At 59.7% G+C, this 22,111-nt stretch carries 21 protein-coding genes; 4 read left to right on the top strand and 17 right to left on the bottom strand.

The features are described 5' to 3' along the window. Window positions 1-32: 32 nt before the first annotated feature. Together BLW11_RS13125 and BLW11_RS13120 are read right to left on the bottom strand one after the other, a co-directional pair. A complete protein-coding gene (locus BLW11_RS13125; RefSeq protein WP_420912187.1) occupies window positions 33-236 on the bottom strand; it encodes a hypothetical protein in 204 nt (67 codons plus the stop codon). Then, complete coding sequence (locus tag BLW11_RS13120) at window positions 233-703, bottom strand: hypothetical protein (RefSeq protein WP_048359483.1); 471 nt, start codon at window positions 701-703, stop codon at window positions 233-235. The genes BLW11_RS13125 and BLW11_RS13120 overlap by 4 nt, the downstream gene beginning before the upstream one ends. A 473-nt stretch (window positions 704-1,176) precedes the next feature. On the opposite strand from BLW11_RS13120, the gene BLW11_RS13115 reads away from it, so the two are divergent. Further along, window positions 1,177-1,407, top strand: coding sequence for a hypothetical protein (locus BLW11_RS13115; RefSeq protein ID WP_048358333.1), 231 nt, complete (start codon window positions 1,177-1,179; stop codon window positions 1,405-1,407). 43 nt (window positions 1,408-1,450) lie between these two features. Here the strand turns inward: BLW11_RS13115 and BLW11_RS13110 are convergent, their stop codons facing one another. From BLW11_RS13110 to BLW11_RS13090, 5 genes are all read right to left on the bottom strand, one after another. Continuing rightward, window positions 1,451-1,669, bottom strand: coding sequence for a hypothetical protein (locus tag BLW11_RS13110; RefSeq protein WP_048359484.1), 219 nt, complete (start codon window positions 1,667-1,669; stop codon window positions 1,451-1,453). A 122-nt stretch (window positions 1,670-1,791) separates the two neighbouring features. Continuing rightward, window positions 1,792-3,129, bottom strand: coding sequence for a T6SS phospholipase effector Tle1-like catalytic domain-containing protein (locus BLW11_RS13105; protein WP_048358334.1), 1,338 nt, complete (start codon window positions 3,127-3,129; stop codon window positions 1,792-1,794). Between the two features lie 200 nt (window positions 3,130-3,329). Then, window positions 3,330-3,734 carry a TraR/DksA family transcriptional regulator gene (locus BLW11_RS13100; RefSeq protein WP_016780464.1) on the bottom strand — a complete coding sequence of 135 codons (405 nt, stop codon included), beginning with the start codon at window positions 3,732-3,734 and terminating at the stop codon, window positions 3,330-3,332. A 344-nt stretch (window positions 3,735-4,078) separates the two neighbouring features. Beyond that, window positions 4,079-4,609 (bottom strand): hypothetical protein, encoded by a 531-nt coding sequence (locus BLW11_RS13095; protein ID WP_048358335.1) that lies wholly within the window; start codon window positions 4,607-4,609, stop codon window positions 4,079-4,081. Next, the gene (locus BLW11_RS13090) at window positions 4,584-5,795 is read right to left on the bottom strand and encodes an MFS transporter (RefSeq protein WP_074836783.1); all 1,212 of its coding nucleotides are present in this window, start codon (window positions 5,793-5,795) and stop codon (window positions 4,584-4,586) included. The genes BLW11_RS13095 and BLW11_RS13090 overlap by 26 nt, the downstream gene beginning before the upstream one ends. Before the next feature lie 127 nt (window positions 5,796-5,922). On the opposite strand from BLW11_RS13090, the gene BLW11_RS13085 reads away from it, so the two are divergent. Further along, a complete protein-coding gene (locus tag BLW11_RS13085) occupies window positions 5,923-6,777 on the top strand; it encodes a helix-turn-helix transcriptional regulator (RefSeq protein ID WP_048358336.1) in 855 nt (284 codons plus the stop codon). Between the two features lie 67 nt (window positions 6,778-6,844). Here the strand turns inward: BLW11_RS13085 and BLW11_RS13080 are convergent, their stop codons facing one another. From BLW11_RS13080 to BLW11_RS13035, 10 genes are all read right to left on the bottom strand, one after another. Continuing rightward, the gene (locus BLW11_RS13080) at window positions 6,845-7,873 is read right to left on the bottom strand and encodes an ABC transporter permease (RefSeq protein WP_048358337.1); all 1,029 of its coding nucleotides are present in this window, start codon (window positions 7,871-7,873) and stop codon (window positions 6,845-6,847) included. A gap of 59 nt (window positions 7,874-7,932) precedes the next feature. Further along, window positions 7,933-9,498, bottom strand: a complete 1,566-nt coding sequence (locus BLW11_RS13075; RefSeq protein WP_048358338.1) for a sugar ABC transporter ATP-binding protein — start codon at window positions 9,496-9,498, stop codon at window positions 7,933-7,935. A gap of 94 nt (window positions 9,499-9,592) precedes the next feature. Continuing rightward, the gene (locus tag BLW11_RS13070; protein ID WP_048358339.1) at window positions 9,593-10,519 is read right to left on the bottom strand and encodes a sugar ABC transporter substrate-binding protein; all 927 of its coding nucleotides are present in this window, start codon (window positions 10,517-10,519) and stop codon (window positions 9,593-9,595) included. Window positions 10,520-10,660: 141 nt separating this feature from the next. Then, a complete protein-coding gene (locus BLW11_RS13065) occupies window positions 10,661-11,692 on the bottom strand; it encodes a Gfo/Idh/MocA family protein (RefSeq protein ID WP_048358340.1) in 1,032 nt (343 codons plus the stop codon). Between the two features lie 148 nt (window positions 11,693-11,840). Next, entirely contained in the window at window positions 11,841-12,866 is a 1,026-nt protein-coding gene (gene iolG / locus BLW11_RS13060) for a bifunctional inositol 2-dehydrogenase/D-chiro-inositol 1-dehydrogenase (RefSeq protein ID WP_048358341.1), read from the bottom strand. A 39-nt stretch (window positions 12,867-12,905) separates the two neighbouring features. Further along, window positions 12,906-14,843 (bottom strand): 3D-(3,5/4)-trihydroxycyclohexane-1,2-dione acylhydrolase (decyclizing), encoded by a 1,938-nt coding sequence (gene iolD / locus BLW11_RS13055; protein ID WP_048358342.1) that lies wholly within the window; start codon window positions 14,841-14,843, stop codon window positions 12,906-12,908. Window positions 14,844-14,878: 35 nt separating this feature from the next. Continuing rightward, window positions 14,879-16,381, bottom strand: coding sequence for a CoA-acylating methylmalonate-semialdehyde dehydrogenase (locus BLW11_RS13050; protein WP_048358343.1), 1,503 nt, complete (start codon window positions 16,379-16,381; stop codon window positions 14,879-14,881). Between the two features lie 22 nt (window positions 16,382-16,403). After that, window positions 16,404-17,210 (bottom strand): 5-deoxy-glucuronate isomerase, encoded by an 807-nt coding sequence (gene iolB / locus BLW11_RS13045; RefSeq protein WP_048358344.1) that lies wholly within the window; start codon window positions 17,208-17,210, stop codon window positions 16,404-16,406. Next, entirely contained in the window at window positions 17,207-18,100 is an 894-nt protein-coding gene (gene iolE / locus BLW11_RS13040; RefSeq protein WP_048358345.1) for a myo-inosose-2 dehydratase, read from the bottom strand. Before iolE ends, iolB begins: the two co-directional genes overlap by 4 nt. A gap of 138 nt (window positions 18,101-18,238) precedes the next feature. Beyond that, window positions 18,239-20,176 (bottom strand): bifunctional 5-dehydro-2-deoxygluconokinase/5-dehydro-2-deoxyphosphogluconate aldolase, encoded by a 1,938-nt coding sequence (locus BLW11_RS13035; RefSeq protein WP_048358346.1) that lies wholly within the window; start codon window positions 20,174-20,176, stop codon window positions 18,239-18,241. A gap of 289 nt (window positions 20,177-20,465) precedes the next feature. Here BLW11_RS13035 and BLW11_RS13030 point away from each other — a divergent pair, with 289 nt between their 5' ends. Next, window positions 20,466-21,377: a MurR/RpiR family transcriptional regulator gene (locus tag BLW11_RS13030; RefSeq protein WP_048358347.1), complete on the top strand. Its 912-nt coding sequence runs from the start codon at window positions 20,466-20,468 to the stop codon at window positions 21,375-21,377. Window positions 21,378-21,740: 363 nt separating this feature from the next. After that, entirely contained in the window at window positions 21,741-21,995 is a 255-nt protein-coding gene (locus tag BLW11_RS13025) for a type VI secretion system contractile sheath small subunit (protein ID WP_048358348.1), read from the top strand. Window positions 21,996-22,111 lie beyond the last annotated feature (116 nt).

Raw genomic sequence — 22,111 nt, 5'->3', positions numbered from 1 at the left:
CCCATCGAAGCCAGGTGCCTCGGTAGCCGCGGCTACGAGTCTTTGCTGGTCTGCAACTGCTCCAGCTCGCGGCGCACCATGCTTGCGTATTCGGCGGGACGCAAGCTGTACAACTGGCCCGCGCACCAGTTGAGCCAGGCGCCTTGCAGGACTGCCTTTTGTGCAAACAGCTCAGCCGCCTGAGCCCGCGCCTGCTCAAGGTGCTGCTGGTGAAACGCGTGGCGTGTCAGGGTCACTCTTTGCTGGCCTTGAACGTCAGCTCGCCCTTGGGCCATTTGGCGGCTTTGGCGGTGACGGCCTTCAGGGTTTTGCTCAGGCCTTCTTTCAATTGTTCCTGGGCCGCGAAGATCAACATCACGGTCTGGCCTTCCTTGAACACGATGCCTTCGCCCAGAGGCGAACTGACATAGGCGTACTCGCCGATGCCGTAGATAGTCATTTTGATATCGCGGAACTTTATTTCGAGCTTGCCGCCTTCACGGCTGGGCAAGACGGCGGCACGAAAATGATCGCCGACCTTGAGCCCAAGGCCCGGTTTGTCATCTACCACCATCGCTGTTTCTGTATCGATCTCAGCGATGTAAATACCTTCTGCGGTCTGCTCTGTGATGTACACAAAACGGGACTGGAACAACTTGACCAAGCGTGCCCGCAAGTCACCCAGAACAAACAACGCATGCATCTCCAAATTGCTGACTGCCAACGAAAAACCCTCGAAAACTTGAAGTGGGACTGCCAGATAAAAGACAGGCAGCAGAAAAAAGGCCGCAGCCACTTGTTGAAGTAAAAAACCGAGTACAACAAGGTCTCCTGACTGTTCGAGTCAGAAGTGACGTATGACATCAGGACTAATAAGTCGCGCCATGGTTAACCCGGCGAACAGGTACCCGCAGCTGAAGGGCATCAACCTGGGCCCGCAACAGCGAAAACTGGCTAAAAAATACTGCCGGGACGCCATTCTACCGGCTCAAACCTGAAGTTGGGTATACACAACCGCGTCTCTATCAGGCAATCGGTGTATTTTTTGCTGCATTAGGGCCCCGTTCGGCAGGGCTTTCGTCGCACCAATGCGTTAACTGCGCCGCTGGCTGTCAACAACTGCCATACTGGCGAAAAATCGGCCTGGCCCATGCCGCCGGGTTGTCTGGCTCCATTACCTCGAAGGGAAAGTGACACGTGACGGAATTTGATATTGGCGAATTTTTTATCCGCGGCGAGTCCAAAGAAGTCGACGGTGAGTTTCAGGCAGTGATTGTGATGCGGGCCAAACCACCGCTAAAAACCGTGACTTACCACCAGGTCGAGAAAGACCGCTGGTTCAAGACAGCCGAACAGGCAGAAATCGCGGCCAAGGGTTCGGCTCAGGAATTGAAACTCGCCGTGGACGCTGGTGCCCTCAACGCCTGAACCGCAGCCACGCAGCCCAGCAACATCCCCCACTGATCACGTCTCAAGCACGCTGAGCCCGAACCTGCATTGCGCAATGGTTGGCGCTCAGCTGCGCCAGCCATGCTGCGCGGCATTCTTCAGCTTCCAGACGGCTGGAAAACGCCGTACCACGCTGTTCGCCATTGACCAGCACCACCCAGCACACCTTTTTCCCCAGGGCTCGCAAGCCCTTGGGTACACCGCTGCCTATCATTACGGCGACATCAACCTGATTGGACATGATGGTCATTCCACCTATTTAGTTAGTTACCTAACGATGTCCGCCATAGTAGAGAGTAAAGGCAACCGGAAAAAGCTATGTACTGCATAGATCCATTGCATCAACGGTAACAATACCCGGGCTTATGCCGGGGCCTTCTGATCATATACAGAGCGCCCGCCCTCTTGCGGTATGTTGAAAAAAGCCTTGTCCAGCATGCCAAGACCGTCGCCCACATTGGCATTCCAGTTGGCCGACTGGTGAACGTAGCGCTGGCGCAACAAGCGCTCTTCGGCAACGCTCAGCCGGATGCTCCCCTGGCGCACCTGCTCCTGTAGCCGCGCCGCAACGGGCAGCAACTCATCGGGCAACCCGGCCTGTGCATCGCTCAATTCGCCAAAAGGCACACCGTTCTCACACGCCAACCCGTGCATGATGCGCAGGTACACCCGTGAAAGCTGGCCCTGTACCCGCCGCTGCATGAAGACGGCAGCCTGCACACGCTTCATCGGGTCTTCACGGCTACCCTCGGGTTGCTCGCGGGTGCGAATCTCCAGCACCGCATCTGTGTCCAGGGGGTCGATCAAGTCTTCAGCCTGCCATGCCAGCAGCTGCGCGTGGGTGAACTTCCAGGCCCGGGTGTGCTGGATCGAGGTGGAGGGGCTGACCAGGTTGCTCTGCCACCGGGTCAGGAACACTTGCTCCTGCATTTCGTTGGGGTAGCCGCCGCCCACATCGGCATGGGCGCCGGGCACTGCCAGATCCACCGGCCATTGCGGGGCGATTCGGTTCAACGAAAAATTGCGCCGCAGCTCATCACGGGCATTCAACTGCACGACTTGCCGTGCGCACTTGGGCCCCAGGTACAGATTAAGCCCCGGGTTGACCTCGTCACCAACATCCCCCAGATCCTCCAGCCCGCCCATTGCCGCGACGGTATCGAACAGGCCCACGAACTGGATGACGCACTCAAAGTCCGGGGCCAGTTTAAATTGCGTTTTGAAGGGAATGCTGGCGACCTGATTGACGAAATGCCGGGCCGCCGCTGCGCCGCGACTAAAACCGAAAATATCCAGTTGCACTCGGGTGATGGGATGGGCGGCATCCAGGCTCACAAAGTGGCGCAGGCACTCAGTCAACTGCGCCCGGGCCTGATCGGCCTTGCCCAATACGCCGGTGCGGCCACGGCCATAGGTCAGGCCCGGGAAAGGTGTGTCGGCCGCTCCCGTGGTGGTGCCGATACCGCTGACATAGAGCGAGGCCACCGCCCGGCCGGCGTCGTCAAAGCCGTCCTGCGTCGGGTAGCAGTGGTACAGCTTGGCGATATTGGTCGCAACGCCGGCATAGCTGCTGCCCGCATCCACCGCCTGGCCTTGGGCCTGACGCACTTGTCCGGTGAGGGTATTGAACGCGTTATTGGCTGTGCCATCGAAAAAAATGCCGACACGCAACACGCGCGCCGTCTTGCTGGAGTGACTCATGACGCTGGCCCTCGATTAATTCCGCTTTGCGCAAAAACGCCGTGCCGAATAATAAGGGGACACAACCGAAACACTCAGCTCAACGTCTACATTAAATTTTAGCGGGGATTACAACAGGCTGTATGGCCGGCAGTGCGAATGACTGCGGGGCCCGGCAAGCTGCCGGAGCCGCATGGTGCGGCCCCGGCAAGGTCAAACGCTTAGGCTTGACGCTGATGCTTGTCGATTTGCTCGTGACGCTCTTGAGCTTCGATGCAGTACTTGGTGGTCGGGCTGATCAGCAGGCGCTTAAGGCCGATTGCGTCGCCACTGTCATCACACCAGCCGAAGCTGTCGTCCTTGATGCGTTCCAGAGCCTGTTCCAGCTGAGGCAACATGCGCTGATCACGATCAATTGCGTTCACCAGCCAGGTGCGCTCTTCTTCAACCGAAGCGGCGTCAGCAGGGTCGGCAGGAGTATCCAGGCTCTCGATCGCGATGCGGTTCTGCTCAATACGCTCGTGGGTTTCGACCTTCATGTTTTGCAACAGCTCACTGAAAAAAGCATGTTGCTCGGCATTCATGTAGTCATCCGCCGGCATGGCCAGCAACTTATCCTTTGTCATTGATTTCTCTATAAAAAATACGTGCATTAAGGCGAATTAGGGAGCGTCCTGACCGTTCTTCATCCCAACCAGTTAGGTGCTATCTATTTCAAGCGCCACCCGGCACTCAATTTACGAGGGGCGGCAGTCTAAGGCCGACTTATCGACTCAGCAACCGAAAAGACAGCTATTTGTCCAGCAAAACCTGAAAAGTGACGAAAAACGTGTTCCGCAGGGGCTAATGGAGTGCGTTTATAGCAAGAAATTCCATCATGGGGCTGAAAATGCGCACACCACGTGCGAAGACGTGGTGTGCCGGAGGGGATTGCCGCGCTATTGCCTTGTGTCTCGCGGGGGGCCTGACTTCAGCTTTTCAGGTATTCCATGATGGGGGCAATGTTGCTGATGGGCGGTGCGCCATCAATCATTTTGCCAGGCAGGCACCACGGATAGTCCAACGCCTGCAGCCAATTCATGACCGGTTCCAGGTCCTGCGCCGTGCAAGCCTGCATGTATTCGATCGTGATGCGTAAATGTTCTGCGAGCCCGGACTGCGGCTCAAAACGCCAGTGATACTCCCCGCAGCCGATACGCAGTTCGCCGGTTTCTTTGACCGACATGCCCACCAGCCATTTGCAGGCATGGCTGCCTGCCCCTGCCTCGGGGGGTGCGCCCAGGCAGAACGTATAGACGTTTTCATAGGTCTGGCCGAAGCGACGAACCAATACGTCAGCGATCCCTGCCCGACCGCTGACCTGGGGCGGAAATGAAATGGCGCCTGTGTGCACGACCATTTCAAGGCTTGAATCGGGTGTGAAAGCCTGGCGCAGAAGGTGTGGGCGGTTTGCGTCCTTGGCAAAAATATAGTGTTCAATCGAACGAGCTGTGGTCGACATTCTGGATGCGTCCTGAAAGTTGAAAGTGATGTGTGCGCAAAAGCAGGAACTGCAATGCGGCGCCAAGCAACGCGACGACACCGGCTCCGATCGCCAGGCTCCAACCCGGCATGTTCAACAGCAACAGCAAACCTCCGGCGCCAGCCCCCAGTGCGCTCCCCAGGTAAAGTGCCGACTCGTTCAAGGCCACTGCCAAATTACCATCGCCATGCTGCTCGCGCTGCAAGAGCAACTCGTTGTTCTGAGGGACCTGCAAGGCCCATCCCACGCATCCCCACATCGCAATGGGCACCATGGCCAACCAGGGTGACACGCCAGCGGCCAGCGGCAAGACCAAGAGCGAAACGGCCAGCACCAGCATGATGATAAATGTCAGCAACGGCCCCTCGATGCGCTCAATCAGTGGGGCGATCAGGAAACTTCCAGCCACCCCGCCAAGGCCCCATACCCACAGATAAGGCGTCACGCTCTCAACCCCTGCGTATGCGGGGTCCGTCAGGAGCGGAGCAATAAACGTGTACATCCCCAGACTGGACACAGCGGCCAGCAGCGAAACCAGCAGGATGCCCACGACCCTTCTGTTCTCAAGTAACAGAAGTTTGCTGTGGATGGTCATTGCCGGCCCGGCAGGGAGCGCTGGCAGGTAGACCGCCAACCCCAGCCACGACCCTGCCCCCAGCAGTGCGATCAGCCACAGAGCTGCCTGCCACCCTGCCTGCTCCGCGAGCAGCAGGCTCAAAGGAACGCCAATCACGGTGCCGCAAGCCATGCCAGCCATGATGATGGCAATCGCCCGACCGCGCTTGTCCGGCGCCGATACCGCCGCACAGGCAGTGATGCCCGTGGCCAGATAAACGCCGGCACCCAGCCCGGCCAATGCGCGGCATACCAGCAGAACGCAGAAGTCATCCACCACGGCACTCACCCCGTTGGCCAGGATAAAAACCCCCAGCGCGGACAACAGCCCGAGCCTTTGGCGCTGCGGGGGCAAGAGGGCCACGCACACGGGCGAGCCGATGCCATACGCCAGGGCAAAGGCCGTCACCAATTGAGCCGCCACCGCCGCCTGCACACTGAATGCCTGCTCGATCATGGGTATCAGGCCGGCCGTGACAAAGGACGCCATGCCCAGCGCAAAGGCGCCGAGGGCTATCCAGTAGACCGATGAGGGTGTTGCTCTGAGCATAAGCATTTTCCTTTGCGAAATCAGGACGCGCAGCCATTGCGCATCCCCTCAACGCGGCGGATTCTTGAGCATGCTTATAATTGTTACAATATCTACCACTTATACTATTACAAGGAGCAACGGTGTAATGGCCAGGACACTCGAGCGCACCCGGGATGAGTTGGCGGCATTTTTGCGCAGCCGCCGGGAGCGCATTTCGCCCGATCAGGCAGGATTGCCTGCCGGCGGTCGAAGAAGGACGCCCGGGTTGCGGCGTGAGGAGGTTGCCGCGTTGGCGGGGGTCGGGCTGACCTGGTACACCTGGCTGGAGCAAGGCCGCGATATCGGGGTTTCACCGGCGTTCCTCGACAGCCTGTGCCGCGTCTTGAAACTGGACGCTACAGAGCGCAGGCACCTTTACCTGCTGACCTACCAACGAGCGCCCGCCGAGCCGGCGCAGACCTGGTGCGTGGTGCCAAAGGTCATCCATCGAATGATGGCAGACATGCCGCTGCGCCCCGCCTATGTGCTGAATCTGCGATGGGACGTTCTGGCCTGGAACAGTGCTGCCGATAAACTGTTCAACTTTGCAGACAAACCGCCAGCACAGCGCAACTTGCTGTGGATGCTGTTCACGGATGAGCCCATGCGTTCGCTGCTGTGCGCGTGGGACCAGCAGGCGATTGAGATGCTGTCCAGCTTTCGCCGTGACTTTGCCCATGCGTCGGCGCAAAGCGATGTGGCTGAGCTGGTACGCGACCTTGAGAAAGTGAGTGCCGAATTCAAACACGGGTGGAACAGGCAAGATATCCAGGGCCCCTGTCAGGGCGTCAGGCGTCTTGATATTCCCGCATTTGGAAATATCTCGCTGGAGCACACCACCCTGACCATTGACGCCGGCAGGCACTTGCATCTGGTGTACTACGCGCCCTGCCTCGAAGACCCCGCCCACAACGCGTTTGAGCGATGGCTCCAAGGCAGTCCCGACAGTCCTGGCGCTTGAGCCCCGGATAGCCCCTAACGATCAGGGCTGGCGAATTAAGGTCAACAGCCATCTACCCCTGTGCGCCTTAACGCTTGAGTTTGCGCTTGTTGCGGTACTGATCGATAACCACCGCAGCGACGATGATCAGGCCCTTGATGATGTCCTGGATGTAGGCATCGACTCCCACAAAGGTAAAGCCGCTGGCCATGACTCCCAGGATCAGTGCACCGATCACGGTCCCGGTGATGCGCCCTACCCCGCCCGCCAGGCTGGTGCCGCCGATGACCGCTGCGGCAATCGCGTCCAGCTCATAGGACATGCCCATGCCCGCCTGCCCGGTGGCAGCCCGTGCCGAAGCAACAACCCCGGCCAGACCTGCAAGCAGACCGGCGATGCTGTAGACGATGATCAGGTGGCGCTTGACGTTGATGCCTGAGGTGCGCGCCGCCTGCATGTTGCCGCCGATGGCGTAGGTGTATTTGCCGTACTTGGTGTAGCGCAGGGCGATGTGGAAAATCAGCGCCACCACCAGAAAGATGATGACCGGCATCGCGCCGTGGCCGATGGCGGTGTAGGAGTCCGAGAGCATGCTCACCGGCTGGCCTTCGGTGTAGTAACGCGCCAGGCCGCGGGCCGACACCATCATGCCCAGGGTCGCAATAAACGGCGGGATGCCGGTAATCGCAATGATGCTGCCGTTGATCGCACCCGCCAGCAGCCCTACCCCAAGCCCCGCAATCACCGGGATCCACACCGGCAGGTCGGTCAGTGACGGGAACACCGCGCGGGTGAAGTCCGAGGTTTGCGCCAGGCTGGCAGCGATCATCGCCGACAGCGCCAGCACCGAACCCGATGACAGGTCGATACCGGTGGTGATGATCACCTGGGTGACGCCAATCGCCAGCAAGCCAATGACCGAGACCTGCAGGATCATCAGGACGAGACGCTGGGAGTTCATCAAAAAGCTCTGGTCACGCACGATCCAGCCAAACACTTCAAACACCAGGCCGATGCCGATCAACACCAGAAAGATGCTCAGCTCAGTGGGAAACCGGCGACGCTGTTTGGGCTTGGACGGAGCTATGGCAGGTTTGTTTTCTGTGACTGCGTTCATGGACGTTTACTCTCTTGTTCTGCTGCGCCAGCGGCCCTGTTGCGGCTGCGGCGAAATCGTTAATGAATCGCCGTAATACCGGACGCCAGTTGCATGACCCGTTCCTGGGTCGCCTCGCTGCGATCCAGCGTGCCCATCAGCTCGCCTTCGTGCATCACCATCACCCGGTCGCTCATGCCCAGCACTTCAGGCAGTTCCGACGAGATCATGATCACTGCCATGCCTTCGCTGGCCAGAAAGGAGATCAGCCGGTAAATCTCGACCTTGGCACCGACGTCGATACCCCGGGTCGGCTCGTCCAGGATCAGCACCCGCGGGTTGGTCATCAGCCAGCGTGCCAGCAGGGCTTTTTGCTGATTACCGCCCGACAGGGTGTCGATGCACTGCTCCAGCGACGGGGTTTTGACCCGCAGCTTTTTGCACATGTCTTCGCACAGGGCGCGCAGGGCTTTTTGCTGGATAAAACCGTTGCCGGCGTAGAGCGGCAAGATCGCCATTTCCATGTTTTCCAGCACCGACAGGCACGGGAAAAGCCCGGTCAACTTGCGGTCCTCGGTGAGCAGCGCAAAGCCTTTTTCAATCGCCTGATTCGGGCTGCTGATCCGCACCGGCAGGCCATCGAGCCGGATCTCGCCGCCGTCGCTCGGGGTGATGCCGAAAATGGTTTCGGCAATGTTGGTACGCCCCGAGCCCATCAACCCGGCTATGCCCAGAATCTCGCCGGCATGCAGGTCGAATGAGACATCCTCGAACACCCCGTCCAGGCGCAAGTCGCGCACCGACAGCAGCAAATCCCCAATCGGGGTTTCACGTACCGGGAACAGCTGGGTCAGCTCGCGGCCCACCATCATGGAAATCAGGCTGTCGCCGTTCATGCTGTCGGCGCGTTGCAGGCCGATGTAGGCGCCGTCGCGAAACACCGCCACTTCATCGGCAATGCTGAACACTTCATTCATTTTGTGGGTGATGTAGATGATGCCTTTGCCCTGGGACTTGAGGTCGGCAATGATCGAAAACAGGTGGGCGACTTCCTTGTCGGTAATGGCCGAGGTCGGTTCGTCCATGATCAGGATGTCCGAGTCATAGGACACCGCCTTGGCGATTTCGACCATCTGACGCTCGGCAATGCTCAGGTTGCCCACCAGTTCCTGGGGATCAAGGTCGATGCGCAGGCGCTCCAGCAGTTGCGCGGTGCAGCGGAACATCGCCTTGTGATCGATCATGTGCAGCCCGTTGAGCTGCTCACGGCCGATCCAGATGTTCTCGGCGATGTTCATGTGCGGCATCAGGTTGAGTTCCTGGTGGATCATCGCGATCCCGGCCTGCAACGCCGCCAGGGGGCCGGCGAAAGTGACCGGCTTGCCCCGCAGGCGCAGCTCACCGGAATCGGGCTGGTAAATACCAGCGATGATCTTCATCAGGGTCGACTTGCCGGCGCCATTTTCCCCCATCAGGGCCAGCACCGAACCCGGACGTACCCGCAGTTGCACGTCATCAAGCGCCACCACGCCGGGGAAGCCCTTGGTGACGTTGATCACTTCCAGCAGATAAGGCGCATCTTCAGTGATGGCCGTGGAAGTGGGAACCACCGCCGGGGTGCTTGAAACCGTCGCTGACGCGAGCATAGCCAGTACTCCTCAGATGCCCCGGCCAGAGACCGGGACAGTGGGCAAGGCTTGAGCCTTGCCACCTATTGTTGTTATTGGATCGAGCTGACGATTACTTGAAGTCCTTGGCGTTCTCTTGAGTGATCAACTGGAAAGGCACCCAGACCGCCTGTTCAACCGGCTGTTTGTTGATCATTTTCATCACGGTATCGACCGAGCCGTAGGCCTGGCCCTTGGCGTCCTGGAACACCGAAATTGCCATCTCGCCCTTCTCCACCGCACGTACCCCGTCCGGAGTGCCGTCAACGCCCGCAATCAACACGGTGCCCGGTTTTACCCCGGCCTGTTTCAGGGCCATGGCCGCGCCGATGGCCATCTCGTCATTGTTCGAGACCACGGCATCGAACTTGCGACCCTGGGTGATCCAGTCGTTGGTCAGGGTCATGCCCTTGTCACGCAGCCAGATGCCGGTCTGTTCCTGATCGATCTTGATATCCGGGTACTTGGCCAGTACCTGCTTGATGCCTTTGGTGCGGTTGGTGGTGGAGTTGTTGGCCAGGTCGCCCAGCAGAATCACGATGTCGCCCTTACCGCCCATTTTGTCGGCCAGATACTGCATCTGCATGATGCCGGCCTCCAGGTCGTTGGAGGCAACGGTGGCGACACCCGGCGGCAGGTTGGTGTCGTCGGGGCGGCGGTTGACGTACACCAGCGGGATCCCTGCCTTGACCGCCGCCTCGGTGATTTTTTTGGTCGCGGCGGTGTCCACCGGGTTGACCACAATGGCATCGACTTTTTGACTGATGAAGTTCTCGACCTGACTCAGTTGCTTGACCACGTCAGCCCGCGCATCTTCAAACTGCAACTGCACGCCTTCAGGGTAGGTTTTGGCTTTGTCGTTCATCGACTCGCGCAGGTAAGTCAGGTAGGTGTCATCGAACTGCGACATGCTCACGCCGATTTTGGTATCGGCCAGGGCTGCGCCGCTGGCAAGCATCATCGACAGTGCAAGGGAAGCAAAAGGTAGGCAGTGTTTCATTGGGGCAGTCTCCACATTCTTGTTGGTTTTATGGATGCGGTACTTGTATGTCACGAGGTTGCTGCAATCTGGAATCGACTCTATTGGAAAATAATTTCCATATCAACCAGATTTAGAATTTAATCGAAAAACAATTCTATTTTAAGCCTTCAGGTCGACCCTGATGACTTGCTGACGTTCAGCACTCAAGCGTGCCGCGTCCAGCACCTGCAGGGCCTGCAGCACATCACAGGGGTCGACGGGCACGGCGCCCTGCCCTTTGACGGCTGCGATCATTTGCAGATAAAACTGCTGCCAGCGGCCGTGTTCGGTAGGCACTCGCTCGCGCTCATCGCCCTGCTCAAACCAGCCCCAGCGCCGATGCTCTTCCGCGCCCCAGCGATCGCCTTCGGTTTTGGGCGACAAACCGGCGAGCACTGCGGCTTCCTGCCCGTCGAACCCTTCGACGCTGTAACAGCCCAGGGTGCCGCTGACCCGAAACCTTGGCCGGGGGCTGCTTTGCAGGCAACTGCCGCCCAAGTGAGAGATCACGCCATTGGCGTGGGTCAGGGCCATAAAAAAGCTGTGGTCGATATCGGGGTGCTGCGGGCTGCAAGTGCGCTCGGCGTAAACCGACTGCACCGGGCCGAACAGCTGCAGCGCCTGATCCACCAGATGGCTGCCCAGATCGCGCATCCAGCCACCGCCGCTGGCATCGCCCACGGCGCCAGGTGAAAAGCGTTCGACGAAGGACTCAAATCGGGCGACCTGCCCCAACGCCCCGGCATCCAGCAGTTTGCGTACGGTCAGAAAGTCCGAATCCCAACGCCGGTTCTGATACACGCTCAACAGCACGCCTCGACGCTGGGCCGCCTCCACCAGTTGCCGTGCCTGAGCCGTATCGGCGGCGAAGGGCTTGTCACTGACCACAGGCACGCCCAGCTCGATGGCCTGCTTCACCAATTGCGGGCGCCCCTGGAGGGTGGTCGAGATCACCAGCAGGTCCACGCCGGCTTCGACCAGTTGGCCGAGGCTGTCATAAGCGTTGACGCCGGGGTATTCATTTGCCAATAGCTGCCGACGTTCAGGGGAACGGGTGACCACCCCGGCAAACGTGACACCGGGCAAGCTGGCGATAAGCGGAGCATGAAAAAAGCGGCCACCGTGGCCGAAACCGACGAGTCCAATACGCATAAAACCTCCTGTTAACAGTCAATCCCTGTGGGAGCCAGCCTGCTGGCGAAGACATCACTGCGATGTGCCTGAAACACCTCGGGGCCTGCATCGCTGGCAGGCCAGCGCCCACAGAAGATCAATCAAACCCGGCTATTGCGGGACCGGATCAACCGTAGAACCGCGGCCGCTCAGGTAACTCAACCTTCACAATCGCCCCGCTCTGCTGCGCTTCGATGCAGGCATCCGCCGCGACGGCTGCGGCAAAACCGTCCCATGCCGAAGGCCCGCCAACGCTCCCGGCCCGTACCGCGTCGATAAAGGCCTGCAACTCGACGTCATAGGCCCCGATAAAGCGATCCTTCCAATCCATCAAAATGGCGTTGGACAGCTTGGCCTCGCTGCGCAGTTGCACTTGTGAGGGTTCGGGCAATTTGGCTATCCCGGTCTCCCCCACCACTTCACATTGAATGTCGTAGCCGTACTGGCAGTTCACAAAGACTTCAACGTCGATCCGCGTGCCCTTGACGGTTTCCAGCAACACGATTTGCGGGTCGCGCAAGTGCGCCAACGCCTTGCTGGTTTTACGCGGGAACACCACTTGCACCGACACGTAATCGTCGTCCAGCAACCAGCGCAACACGTCCAGTTCATGGATCAGGGTGTCGGTGATTGCCATGTCGGTTTTGTAGTTTTCACCCACCCGCGGGTTGCGGTGTGCGCAGTGCAGCATCAACGGCTCGCCGATCTGACCACTGTCGATCACTGCTTTGAGTGCACGATAGCCTTCGTCATACGGGCGCATAAAGCCGACCTGAACCAGACGCTTGCCATAGGCAACCTCAGCATCAACGATGGCGCGGCACCCGGCAGCCGTGACCGCCAGAGGCTTTTCACAGAACACCGGTTTACCCGCCTTGATCGCCGCCAGCACAAACTCTTCGTGGCTAGGGCCCCAGGACGTCACAAGTACCGCGTCAACTTCCGGCGCGTTGATCAGCGCATGACCGTCCGGGTACACCTCGGCCGTCAGCCCCAACTCGGCCACAACCTGGGCCGCTTGCTGCAGATTGATATCGGTCACCGCCACCACCGTGCTGTTAAGCAAGGTCTGGCTGCAACGCCGAATGTGGTCACGGCCGATGGCGCCCGTACCGATCACGCCCAGTTTCAAGGTTTGAGTGTTCAACGACATGTGCCTGCTCCTGTTGGATTTTTTGTCAGAGTTGGGTGATCAGTACTGCCGGGCTTTGGTCAGTGCAAGGTTGGATTTTTGTGCCGCCGCATCGGTACGGGCGCTGGTGGACACCTGGGCCACACCGACCCGCCACCAGGTCAGGTAGCTGTGGATCATGGTTTTGGGCAGCACCTTGATGTCGATCAGGGTCGAGACCGTCTGCAAGCGCGCATCGGCCAGGGCCGCGTGCAGTTGCTCAAGGGTGCTGACCTTGTAGGTTTTGCAGCCGTAGGCCGCCGCGCTCATTGCGAAATCCACCGGCACAAAACCACCGTCCAGCTTGCCGGTTTCAGGGTTGCGGAACCGGAACTCGGTGCCGAAGCTGTCCATCCCGTTGCCCATCTGCAAGTTGTTGATGCAGCCGAAGGTCATGTTGTCGAACAGCACCACGTTGATCTTGCGTCGCTCCTGAATCGAGGTCGCCAGTTCGGAGTGCAGCATCATGTACGAGCCGTCGCCCACCAGCGCGTACACCTCGCGTCCGGGTTCGGCGAGCTTGACCCCCAGCGCGGCGTTCACCTCGTAGCCCATGCAGGAGTAGCCGTATTCCAGGTGATAGGTGTTCACCCCCTTGCTGCGCCACGCCCGCTGCAGGTCGCCCGGCAGGCTCCCCGCCGCCGCCACGATCACCGCATCGTCGGCCAGGGTGTGATTGAGCACGCCCAGCACCTGGCTTTGGGTCAGGCATGAACCGGTCAGCTCGATAAACTCGCGCAGCACGGCCGGGTCCAGGTGGTCGGTGATTTCGGGAGCAAAGTCCGATTGCTGATAATCGACCTGATACACCCGGTCCACTTCAGCGTCCAGCAGGGCCTTGGCCTGTTGCGCAGCATCGCCCCAGCTTGAGCGATAACCGCTGTTTTCGAGAATCTCGGCCAGCGCCTCAAGCCCGGCCTTGGCATCCGCCAGCAACTGCACGCCGTCGAGTTTGAGCGCATCGCAGGGGCTGATATTGAGGTTGAGAAACTCCACCTGCGGGTGCTGAAACAGCGACTTGGACGAGGTAGTGAAATCGGTGTAGCGGGTACCGATACCGATGATCAGGTCCGCGTCCCGGGCCAGCATATTGGCGGCCAGGCAGCCGGTTTCGCCAATACCGCCGACGTTCAGCGGGTGCGCTGAAACGATGGCGCTTTTACCGGCCTGGGTTTCGGCGAACGGAATATCAAAGCGCTCGGCAAACGCCTGCAACGCTGCATTGGCGCCGGAGTACTTGACCCCGCCGCCGCAGATGATCAGCGGTTTGCGCTTGCGCTCAACGATGGCCCGGGCATCCGCCAGCATGGCCGTGGTCGGCAAACGCCGGTCGATGCGGTGCACACGCTTTTGCAAAAAGTAATCGGGGTAGTCGTAGGCTTCGGCCTGTACATCTTGCGGCAGGGCCAGGGTCACGGCGCCGGTTTCAGCCGGATCGGTGAGCACGCGCATGGCCTGGATCGCCGCGCTCATCAACTGCTCGGGGCGGTTGATGCGGTCCCAGTATTTGCTCACGGCCTTGAACGCATCGTTGGTACTGATGCTCAGGTCGTGGAACTGCTCGATCTGCTGCAACACCGGGTCGGGCTGGCGGCTGGCATACACATCGCCCGGCAACAGCAACAACGGGATCCGGTTGGCCGTGGCGGTGGCTGCGGCGGTGAGCATATTGGCTGCACCCGGCCCCACCGATGAGGTGCAGGCGTAGATCTTGCGGCGCAGGTTCTGCTTGGCAAAACCGATGGCGGCGTGGGCCATGCCCTGCTCGTTGCGGCCCTGATGCACCACCAGATCGCCGCTGTCCTGTTCCAGCGCCTGGCCCAGCCCCAGCACGTTGCCGTGGCCAAAAATGGTGAAGATACCGGCAATGAATTTGCTCTGAACCCCATCGACTTCGACGTACTGGTTGTCGAGGAATTTCACCAGGGCCTGGGCCATGGTCAGTCGTGTCGTGCTCATGTTTGCACCTTGTTTTTGTAGGGTGTGCCCGCCGGTTATTTGGCGGTCGGCATGCTGAATTCCGGGCCTTTGGCGATGCTGTCAGGCCAGCGCTGCATCACGCTTTTATAGCGGCTGTAGAAGCGGATGCCTTCTTCGCCATAGGCGTGGTGATCGCCGAACAGCGAACGCTTCCAGCCGCCAAATGAATGCCAGGCCATCGGCACCGGAATCGGGACGTTGATGCCCACCATGCCTACCTTGATCGTGCGCGCAAAGGCTCGGGCCACACCGCCGTCACTGGTAAAGCAGGACACGCCGTTACCGAACTCATGGGCATTGATCAGCGCCACGGCGCTGGCGAAATCCGCCACGCGGACAATCCCCAGCACCGGGCCGAAAATTTCCTCCTGGTAGATGCTCATGTCCGGTGTGACGTTATCAAACAGCGTGGCGCCGACAAAGAAGCCCTCCTCGGCCCCCGGCACTTTCAGGTCGCGCCCGTCGACAATCAGGTCTGCGCCCTGCTCCACGCCCTGATCAATAAAACCGATGACCTTGGCCTTGTGCTCGGCAGTCACCAGCGGCCCCATTTCACTGTCGGGCAGCAAGCCATTGCCAACCTTGAGCCGGTCAATGCGTGGCAGCAGTTTCTCGATCAGCTTGTCTGCGACGTCGCCCACGGTCACGGCAATTGAGATTGCCATGCAGCGCTCGCCCGCCGAACCGTACGCCGCGCCGATCAGCGCATCCGCCGCCTGGTCGAGGTCGGCGTCGGGCATCACGATCATGTGGTTCTTGGCCCCGCCCAGCGCCTGCACGCGTTTGCCGCGGGCCGTGCCCTGCTGGTAGATGTACTGCGCAATCGGGGTGGAGCCGACAAACGAAATGGCTTCGATATCCGGGTGCTGCAACAGGCCGTCCACCGCGCTCTTGTCGCCCTGCACCACGTTGAACACGCCATCCGGCAGACCGGCTTCGGTCAGCAGGCGGGCCATCAGCAAACTGGCCGACGGATCACGCTCGGACGGTTTGAGGATGAAGCAGTTGCCCGTCACCAGCGCCAGCGGAATCATCCACAGCGGCACCATGACCGGGAAGTTGAACGGGGTCACACCGGCGCACACGCCCAAGGGCTGGCGCAGGTTCCAGTTGTCGATGCCGCCGCCGATGTTGTCGCTGAAGTCGGTCTTGAGCAACGCCGGCGCGCCACAGGCGTACTCGACGATTTCGATGCCGCGCGTCACTTCGCCCTTGGCATCGGAGAACACTTTGCCGTGTTCGCGGCAGATGATTTCGGCCAGCTCATCATGGTGCTCGTCGAGCAGTTGCTTGAACTTGAACATCACCCGCGCACGGCGCAAGGACGATTGCTCGGACCACGCCGGGAACGCCTTGAGCGCTGAAGCCACGGCCTCGTCTACCGTCTGCTGGCTGGCCAGTGCCACCCTGGCCTGCACGGCACCGGTAGCCGGATTGAATACATTGCTGAAGCGCTCGGCGCCTGAATCCTGAACCTGGCCGTTGAGGTAGTGGCCGATCACCGGGGTAATGCTCATGCTTGTTGTTCTCCGAAAATGGTTAAAGATCCATCAGCCAGCTGTGCTGCGGGTCGTTGTGGAATTGCCAGACGCGTTTGGGCCCCGCCATGACGTTCAGGTAGTAAGACTCATAGCCATACGGCACGCTGACCGGGTGATACCCCTTGGGCACCACCACCAGGTCGCTGTTTTCCACGGCCATGGCCTGGTCGAGGCTGCGGTCGTCGGTATAGACCCGTTGAAACACAAAGCCCTGGGGCGGGTTGATCTGGTGGTAATAGGTCTCTTCGAGAAAGCTCTGGTGCGGCAGGTCGTCGGTGTCGTGCTTGTGCGGCGGGTAGCTGGACGAGTGACCGGACGGCGTGCGGACTTCGACCACCAGCAGCGAATGCGCAGGTTCGGTATCAGGCAGGATGTCGCACACATAGCGGGTGTTGGCGCCTTTGCCGCGCACGCTGCGTTTCATTGTGTCTGGGGTGATCAGGCGCGCGGGCAAATCGGCAGTCGCCGAGCCCGGCGCCTTGCAGACGGCGATCTGCACATCGCTCAAGGCCCGTATCTGAGCCTGACTGCCCGGCGGCAGGTAAGCCGCAAACGGTGACTTATCCTCAAACACCGAGGTCCGGTCGCCGATGTCTTCCCAGCTGAACGCGCCCCGTGGCTCTTCACCCTTGATCGTGACCCGTCCGCTGAGCAGCACCAGGCACAATTCATGCTCACAGGCACTCACCGGCAACAACTCACCGGGGGCCAGGCGATAGGCACCAAACCCCACATAGTCCAGGGCCCCTTGCGGCAACTCGACCATGGTTTGACCTGCGGCGTTGCTTTTGATCAGCAGGCTCATCGGGCAACCCTCGCATCCAGCAACCCGCGCAGGGTCTGATAACCCTTTTGCGCATAGGCAAAACTCGGCGCGACGGCCGGGTCCTGTTCGGCTTCGACCACCAGCCAGCCGTGGTAATCGGCCGCCAGCAGTACGTCGAGCAACGCGGCGAAATCAATATCGCCATCCCCCGGCACGGTGAAGGTGCCGTTGATGATGCAGTCCGGGAAGCTCCACAGATTATTGCGCGCCAGTTGCACCACGGCTTTGCGTACATCCTTGAAGTGCACATGGCAGACGCGGTCGATGTGTTTGCGCAACACCTCGATCGGCTCGCCGCCGCCCATGTAGCAGTGGCCCGCGTCGAACAGCAGGCCCACATCGGGGCTGGTCAGGCGCATCAGGGTGTCGATGTCGGACGGCGATTCGACGTAGGCGCCCATGTGGTGGTGGTAGGCCAGACGAACGCCTTTGGACAAGGTGAACTGCGCCAGCTCGCTGAGTTTGTCGGCGTAGGTTTGCCAGGCCTGTTCGGTGTGAAACCGCGGGCGCTCCACCAGCGGGATACGCTGACCCTGAATCGAGTCGGCCACTTCGCCGTACACCAGCACCTTGGCGCCGTTTTCTGCCAGCAAATGCACGTGGCTGGCGATAGCGTCGATTTCTTCGGCTGCCGAGCGGCGGGCCAGACGGCTGGAATACCAGCCCGACACCAGCGCCAGATCATAGGGGCGCAGTACATCGCCGACGCCCTTGGCGTCCTTGGGGAACTTGCCGTTGAGCTCGAAGCCTTCGTAACCGATTTGCTTGCCTTCGGTGAGTGCAGTGCTCAACGGCGTCTCGCCGCCCAATGACGGCAAGTCATCGTTGCTCCAGGAAATCGGGTTGATGCCAATACGGATAGCGGGCATGGCTGCACCTATTATTGTTTTTAAAATTAAACCTTTGATGACTTGTGGGAGCGAGCCTGCTCGCGATGGGGGCGCTGCGGTGTGTCAGATACCCCGCGTTGGCTGCATCGCGAGCAGGCTCGCTCCCACACAAGGGACTTACCTGCGGGCCACTTGCCAGGATTCGATCAACTGCACAAAGGTCCCTTGCACACGTTCGATCAGCGTCTGGTCGTCTATCTCACCCGCCAACCAGGCGCGGCTCGGCTCCTGGAAGATCGTGCGGCCCACGGCAAAACCTCGACAGGTGGTGCTCTGGCGTGCCTGCCTGAAGCCTTCGGCCAGCACCGAGGCCGGCGCATTCAGACCCAACAGCACCACGCCCCGACAATACGGGTCGCGCTCGTTGATCAGCGCGTCGAGTTGCTCCCACACCTGCGCGGTCTGCGCTTCGATTTTCCACCAGGCCGGGAAAATGCCCAGGTTGTACAAACGCTTGATGGAGCGGTACAGCACGTCCGGATGAGTTGAGGGATGGTCTTTGGGCGGGATGATTTCCAGCAGCAGTTCATGCCCGCTGATCAGTGATGCGTCATACAGCCCCTTGATCTGTGCTTCCTGCTCAAGGCGCAGCAGCGGCTCGTCATCGGGGTGGAATTGCACCAGGCATTTGATGATGTGTTCTTGTGGCCAGGCAATCAGGTTGCTGCCGATCGAACGGCCATGCTCAAAGGCCAGTGGCCGCGAGCCTTGAACCTCTACCGGACGGGCAATCCACCAGCCGCGACCGGTGGCGGCGTTCAGTGAGTCCTGCCCGAAACGCTGGTCGGCCAGCAACCCGATATCGGCGTCGATGCCCTGGCGGCGCAAGTCGGTTTCGACCCGTTCCACCGCTTGGATAAACAGCTGTTTGAGGGCGCAGATGCTGTCGTGATCGCGGCCGTACTGCTGGGCAACTTCAACCAGCTGCCAGCGGTGATCGAATGCGAACACAAACAGCTGCTTCCACTGTTTGCGCGGCACGCTGACCTGATGCAAACGCTGCAACGCCACATCCTGATCAGGCCGGGTAATCGGCACCGGGCTGTTGAACAGGTAATCGAGCTCGGCGCGCGTCGGCATGGCCGGGGCGCAGGCATGGCGCGACACCACCAGCCCACCGCAGGCATTGGCCAACTGGCAGCAACGCTCATCGCTCGCGTCCTCCAGCCAGCCACTGAGAAAGCCGGACATAAAGGCATCACCCGCACCCAGCACGTTGAGCACTTCAACCTGCACACCCGGGTAAATGGCGCCATCTTCCAGCCGGGCCGGGATTTCACCGTGGATCACGGTGCACCCCTGCGGCCCCAGCTTGACCACCAGCGTGGCAGCGGTCAGGCCGCGCACTGCGCGCAATGCAGCCAGCAAGTCAGTGCCGCCACCGGCAATCAGAAACTCTTCTTCGGTGCCAACGATCAGGTCAAAGCGCGGCAGGATCGATTGCACGTGGGCAGTGACCTTGTGGTCTTCGACAAAACGGGTCTCGCCATCGGCCTTGCCCGCCAGCCCCCACAGGACAGGGCGATAGTCGATATCCAGCACCCGCCGTACGTTGTGCTGCCGGGCATAGTCCAGCGCCTGAATGCTGGCCTGGTACACGCCCTCGGTGGAGAAGTGGGTGCCGGTAATCAGCAATGCCTTGCTAGAAGCGATAAAGGCCGGGTTGATGTCCTCTGCCCGCAGCGCCATGTCGGCACAGTTTTCGCGGTAGAACACCAGCGGGAAGGTTTCGCGGTCCTTGAGGCCCAGCAGCACCAGCGCGGTCAGGCGCTGCGTATCGATGGTGATGGCGCTGACGTCACAGCCTTCGCGGGCCAGGGATTCGGTCAGAAAGCGGCCCATGTGGTCATCGCCCACCCGGCTCAACATGGCTGAGCGCAAGCCCAGTCGCGCAGTACCGAAAGCGATATTGGCCGATGAGCCGCCAAGGTATTTGGCAAAACTGCTGACGTCCTCCAGGCGTGCCCCTACTTGCTGCGAGTAGAGGTCGACGCCCAGGCGTCCAAGGCAGATCAAATCCAAATCACGCCCTGTGGCAAAACGAGTCTGTCCCATGCTGGCTCCTGTTATTTTTATCAGCCTGCACTCATCGCACCTAAGGCCTGAGCGCTCTTTGTGGAATGAAGACTAAAACGTCCGCACACAATAAACAATATTTATTCCATAAAATTTTAATGTAGAATTTTTGTTCCATATCCGTCGGCGGGCTCTGTTTTTCGACCCTGTATCGATTCAGCGATCGGGTCATTGAACGGCTGGTCAGGATTTTTTAAGCGCCTACGCTGTAGACTGCGCACGCTAATCCGCTACCTGCCCTACAAGAGCCATCTATAAGGACTCATCTATGCCATCCACTGATCAGCCGGCCCACACGCCAGAGAGCGAACCGGTCAGCCCACCGATCAATGCCGAACGCCTTCTGCAGCTAATAACCGAGGAATACGAGAGCCTGCCGCGCCAGCTCAAACGTATTGCCAGTTACATGAGCCAGCAAAGCGACCGGATCATGGTCGACCGGATCAGTGATATCGCCCGTGAGTGCGAGGTGCACCCTTCGGCCATCGTGCGTTTCTCGCAACGTTTTGGGTTCAGTGGTTTCAGTGAAATGCAGGCGCTGTTTCGCGAGGCCTATACCCACAAGGCGACGCCGGTTCAGAACTATCAACAGCGCATTCGCAGCATGATCGCCAACAAGTCGCAAAAGGCCAGTGGCGGCGACCTGGCGCGTGAGTGCATCAATGCCACGCTGTCAGGCATCGAGCGACTGGGGCTGGAGCTCGACGATCAGGCGTTCGACAAGGCGGTGGACCTGGTGGTCAACGCCGACAACATTTATGTGGTCGGGGTGCGGCGCTCGTTCGCCGTCGCCGATTACCTGGTGTACAACCTGCAGCACACCAACAAGCGCATTCACCTGGTGTCCGGGCTGGGCGGCAGTTATCGCGAGCAGATGCGCAGCGTGCGCGCCAATGACCTGGTAATCGCCATCAGCTTTACCCCCTATGGCAAGGAAACCCAGCATTGCTTGCGCATCGCGCAGTTGCATCAGGCCAAAACCCTGATCATCACTGACAGTAACCTGTCGCCCTTGGCCAAGCGGGCCAACAGCGTGTTGCTGGTCAATGAGGGCAGCTCGTTCGCGTTTCGCTCACTGAGCGCCACGCTGTGCCTGTGCCAGGCGCTGTTTATCGCCGTGGCGTATCGGCTGGAACTCAAAGTGGATGAAATTCACGAGCAAGTAGGGTTTGACGACTAACCGCCCAAAGTATTTCAACGCTTATCCGCTGATGTAAATTCAAGTAAGACGTTACATCAGCACTAATGCGCTTATCGCGGCATGATTTTTCCCCGCCGCCACGCCCACTATTGGGACTGAACACTCCTACGAACTTCTCCGTAGATCTTATCTCTAGCTGCGCATTTCCTGACAACACCTCGTTGTTTTGGCACTTTACAATCACCGGCGCAAATCCTAGATCCCTTGCCGAGTAAATGGCCGATATGTCACTTCTTGTATCGCAATGCCCGGCATTGACGACAGCGTCGCCATGCACCCATCTGAATGTTTTCAAGGATCTGAACACCCTACCCATACCCTTCATTTATGGAGCACGACGTCATGCGTTATTCCTTATTGGCCACGTGTGAACCCTCACCGGAGCAGCGCCCTTTTGCCCCTGCTCCGGCCTGTGCAAAGGTGATCTGCATGCCAGAGCTCAGCACGTTGATGAAACTGCGTGATGCCTTGCTCGTGTTGAAGGGACCGCTGGCCAACAGCCCAGGCGTGCGCAGCCTTATGGAGCAGCGGCTGTTGAGCAATGAGGTGCATGAGCGTGTATTGGGCAAGCTGGCCAGACCGGTTTCGCCCCCGTAAAGCCACCGCATCCAGGGCCTGACGCTACCAAGTATCAAAAATATTGCAGTTAACCAGCATTATTATGCATTTGCAGACTGCACCATAACGGGGCAGACTGCAGCTGTTCCTCCCCC

The sequence above is a fragment of the Pseudomonas deceptionensis genome, from assembly GCF_900106095.1.
GTDB classification, from domain to species: Bacteria; Pseudomonadota; Gammaproteobacteria; order Pseudomonadales; family Pseudomonadaceae; genus Aquipseudomonas; species Aquipseudomonas deceptionensis.
This window is presented reverse-complemented; position numbering and strand designations above follow the sequence as displayed.

Excerpts from the sequence above, each read along its gene's own strand:
- BLW11_RS13070 (WP_048358339.1), bottom strand. The coding sequence starts at position 10,519 with ATGAAACACTGCCTACCTTTTGCTTCCCTTGCACTGTCGATGATGCTT.
- BLW11_RS13030 (WP_048358347.1), top strand. The coding sequence starts at position 20,466 with ATGCCATCCACTGATCAGCCGGCCCACACGCCAGAGAGCGAACCGGTC.
- iolD (WP_048358342.1), bottom strand. The coding sequence starts at position 14,843 with ATGAGCACGACACGACTGACCATGGCCCAGGCCCTGGTGAAATTCCTC.
- BLW11_RS13095 (WP_048358335.1), bottom strand. The coding sequence starts at position 4,609 with ATGTCGACCACAGCTCGTTCGATTGAACACTATATTTTTGCCAAGGAC.
- BLW11_RS13100 (WP_016780464.1), bottom strand. The coding sequence starts at position 3,734 with ATGACAAAGGATAAGTTGCTGGCCATGCCGGCGGATGACTACATGAAT.
- iolB (WP_048358344.1), bottom strand. The coding sequence starts at position 17,210 with ATGAGCCTGCTGATCAAAAGCAACGCCGCAGGTCAAACCATGGTCGAG.
- BLW11_RS13035 (WP_048358346.1), bottom strand. The coding sequence starts at position 20,176 with ATGGGACAGACTCGTTTTGCCACAGGGCGTGATTTGGATTTGATCTGC.
- BLW11_RS13085 (WP_048358336.1), top strand. The coding sequence starts at position 5,923 with ATGGCCAGGACACTCGAGCGCACCCGGGATGAGTTGGCGGCATTTTTG.
- BLW11_RS13075 (WP_048358338.1), bottom strand. The coding sequence starts at position 9,498 with ATGCTCGCGTCAGCGACGGTTTCAAGCACCCCGGCGGTGGTTCCCACT.
- BLW11_RS13050 (WP_048358343.1), bottom strand. The coding sequence starts at position 16,381 with ATGAGCATTACCCCGGTGATCGGCCACTACCTCAACGGCCAGGTTCAG.
- BLW11_RS13110 (WP_048359484.1), bottom strand. The coding sequence starts at position 1,669 with ATGTCCAATCAGGTTGATGTCGCCGTAATGATAGGCAGCGGTGTACCC.
- iolG (WP_048358341.1), bottom strand. The coding sequence starts at position 12,866 with ATGTCGTTGAACACTCAAACCTTGAAACTGGGCGTGATCGGTACGGGC.
- BLW11_RS13090 (WP_074836783.1), bottom strand. The coding sequence starts at position 5,795 with ATGCTCAGAGCAACACCCTCATCGGTCTACTGGATAGCCCTCGGCGCC.
- BLW11_RS13025 (WP_048358348.1), top strand. The coding sequence starts at position 21,741 with ATGCGTTATTCCTTATTGGCCACGTGTGAACCCTCACCGGAGCAGCGC.
- BLW11_RS13065 (WP_048358340.1), bottom strand. The coding sequence starts at position 11,692 with ATGCGTATTGGACTCGTCGGTTTCGGCCACGGTGGCCGCTTTTTTCAT.
- BLW11_RS13105 (WP_048358334.1), bottom strand. The coding sequence starts at position 3,129 with ATGAGTCACTCCAGCAAGACGGCGCGCGTGTTGCGTGTCGGCATTTTT.
- iolE (WP_048358345.1), bottom strand. The coding sequence starts at position 18,100 with ATGCCCGCTATCCGTATTGGCATCAACCCGATTTCCTGGAGCAACGAT.
- BLW11_RS13080 (WP_048358337.1), bottom strand. The coding sequence starts at position 7,873 with ATGAACGCAGTCACAGAAAACAAACCTGCCATAGCTCCGTCCAAGCCC.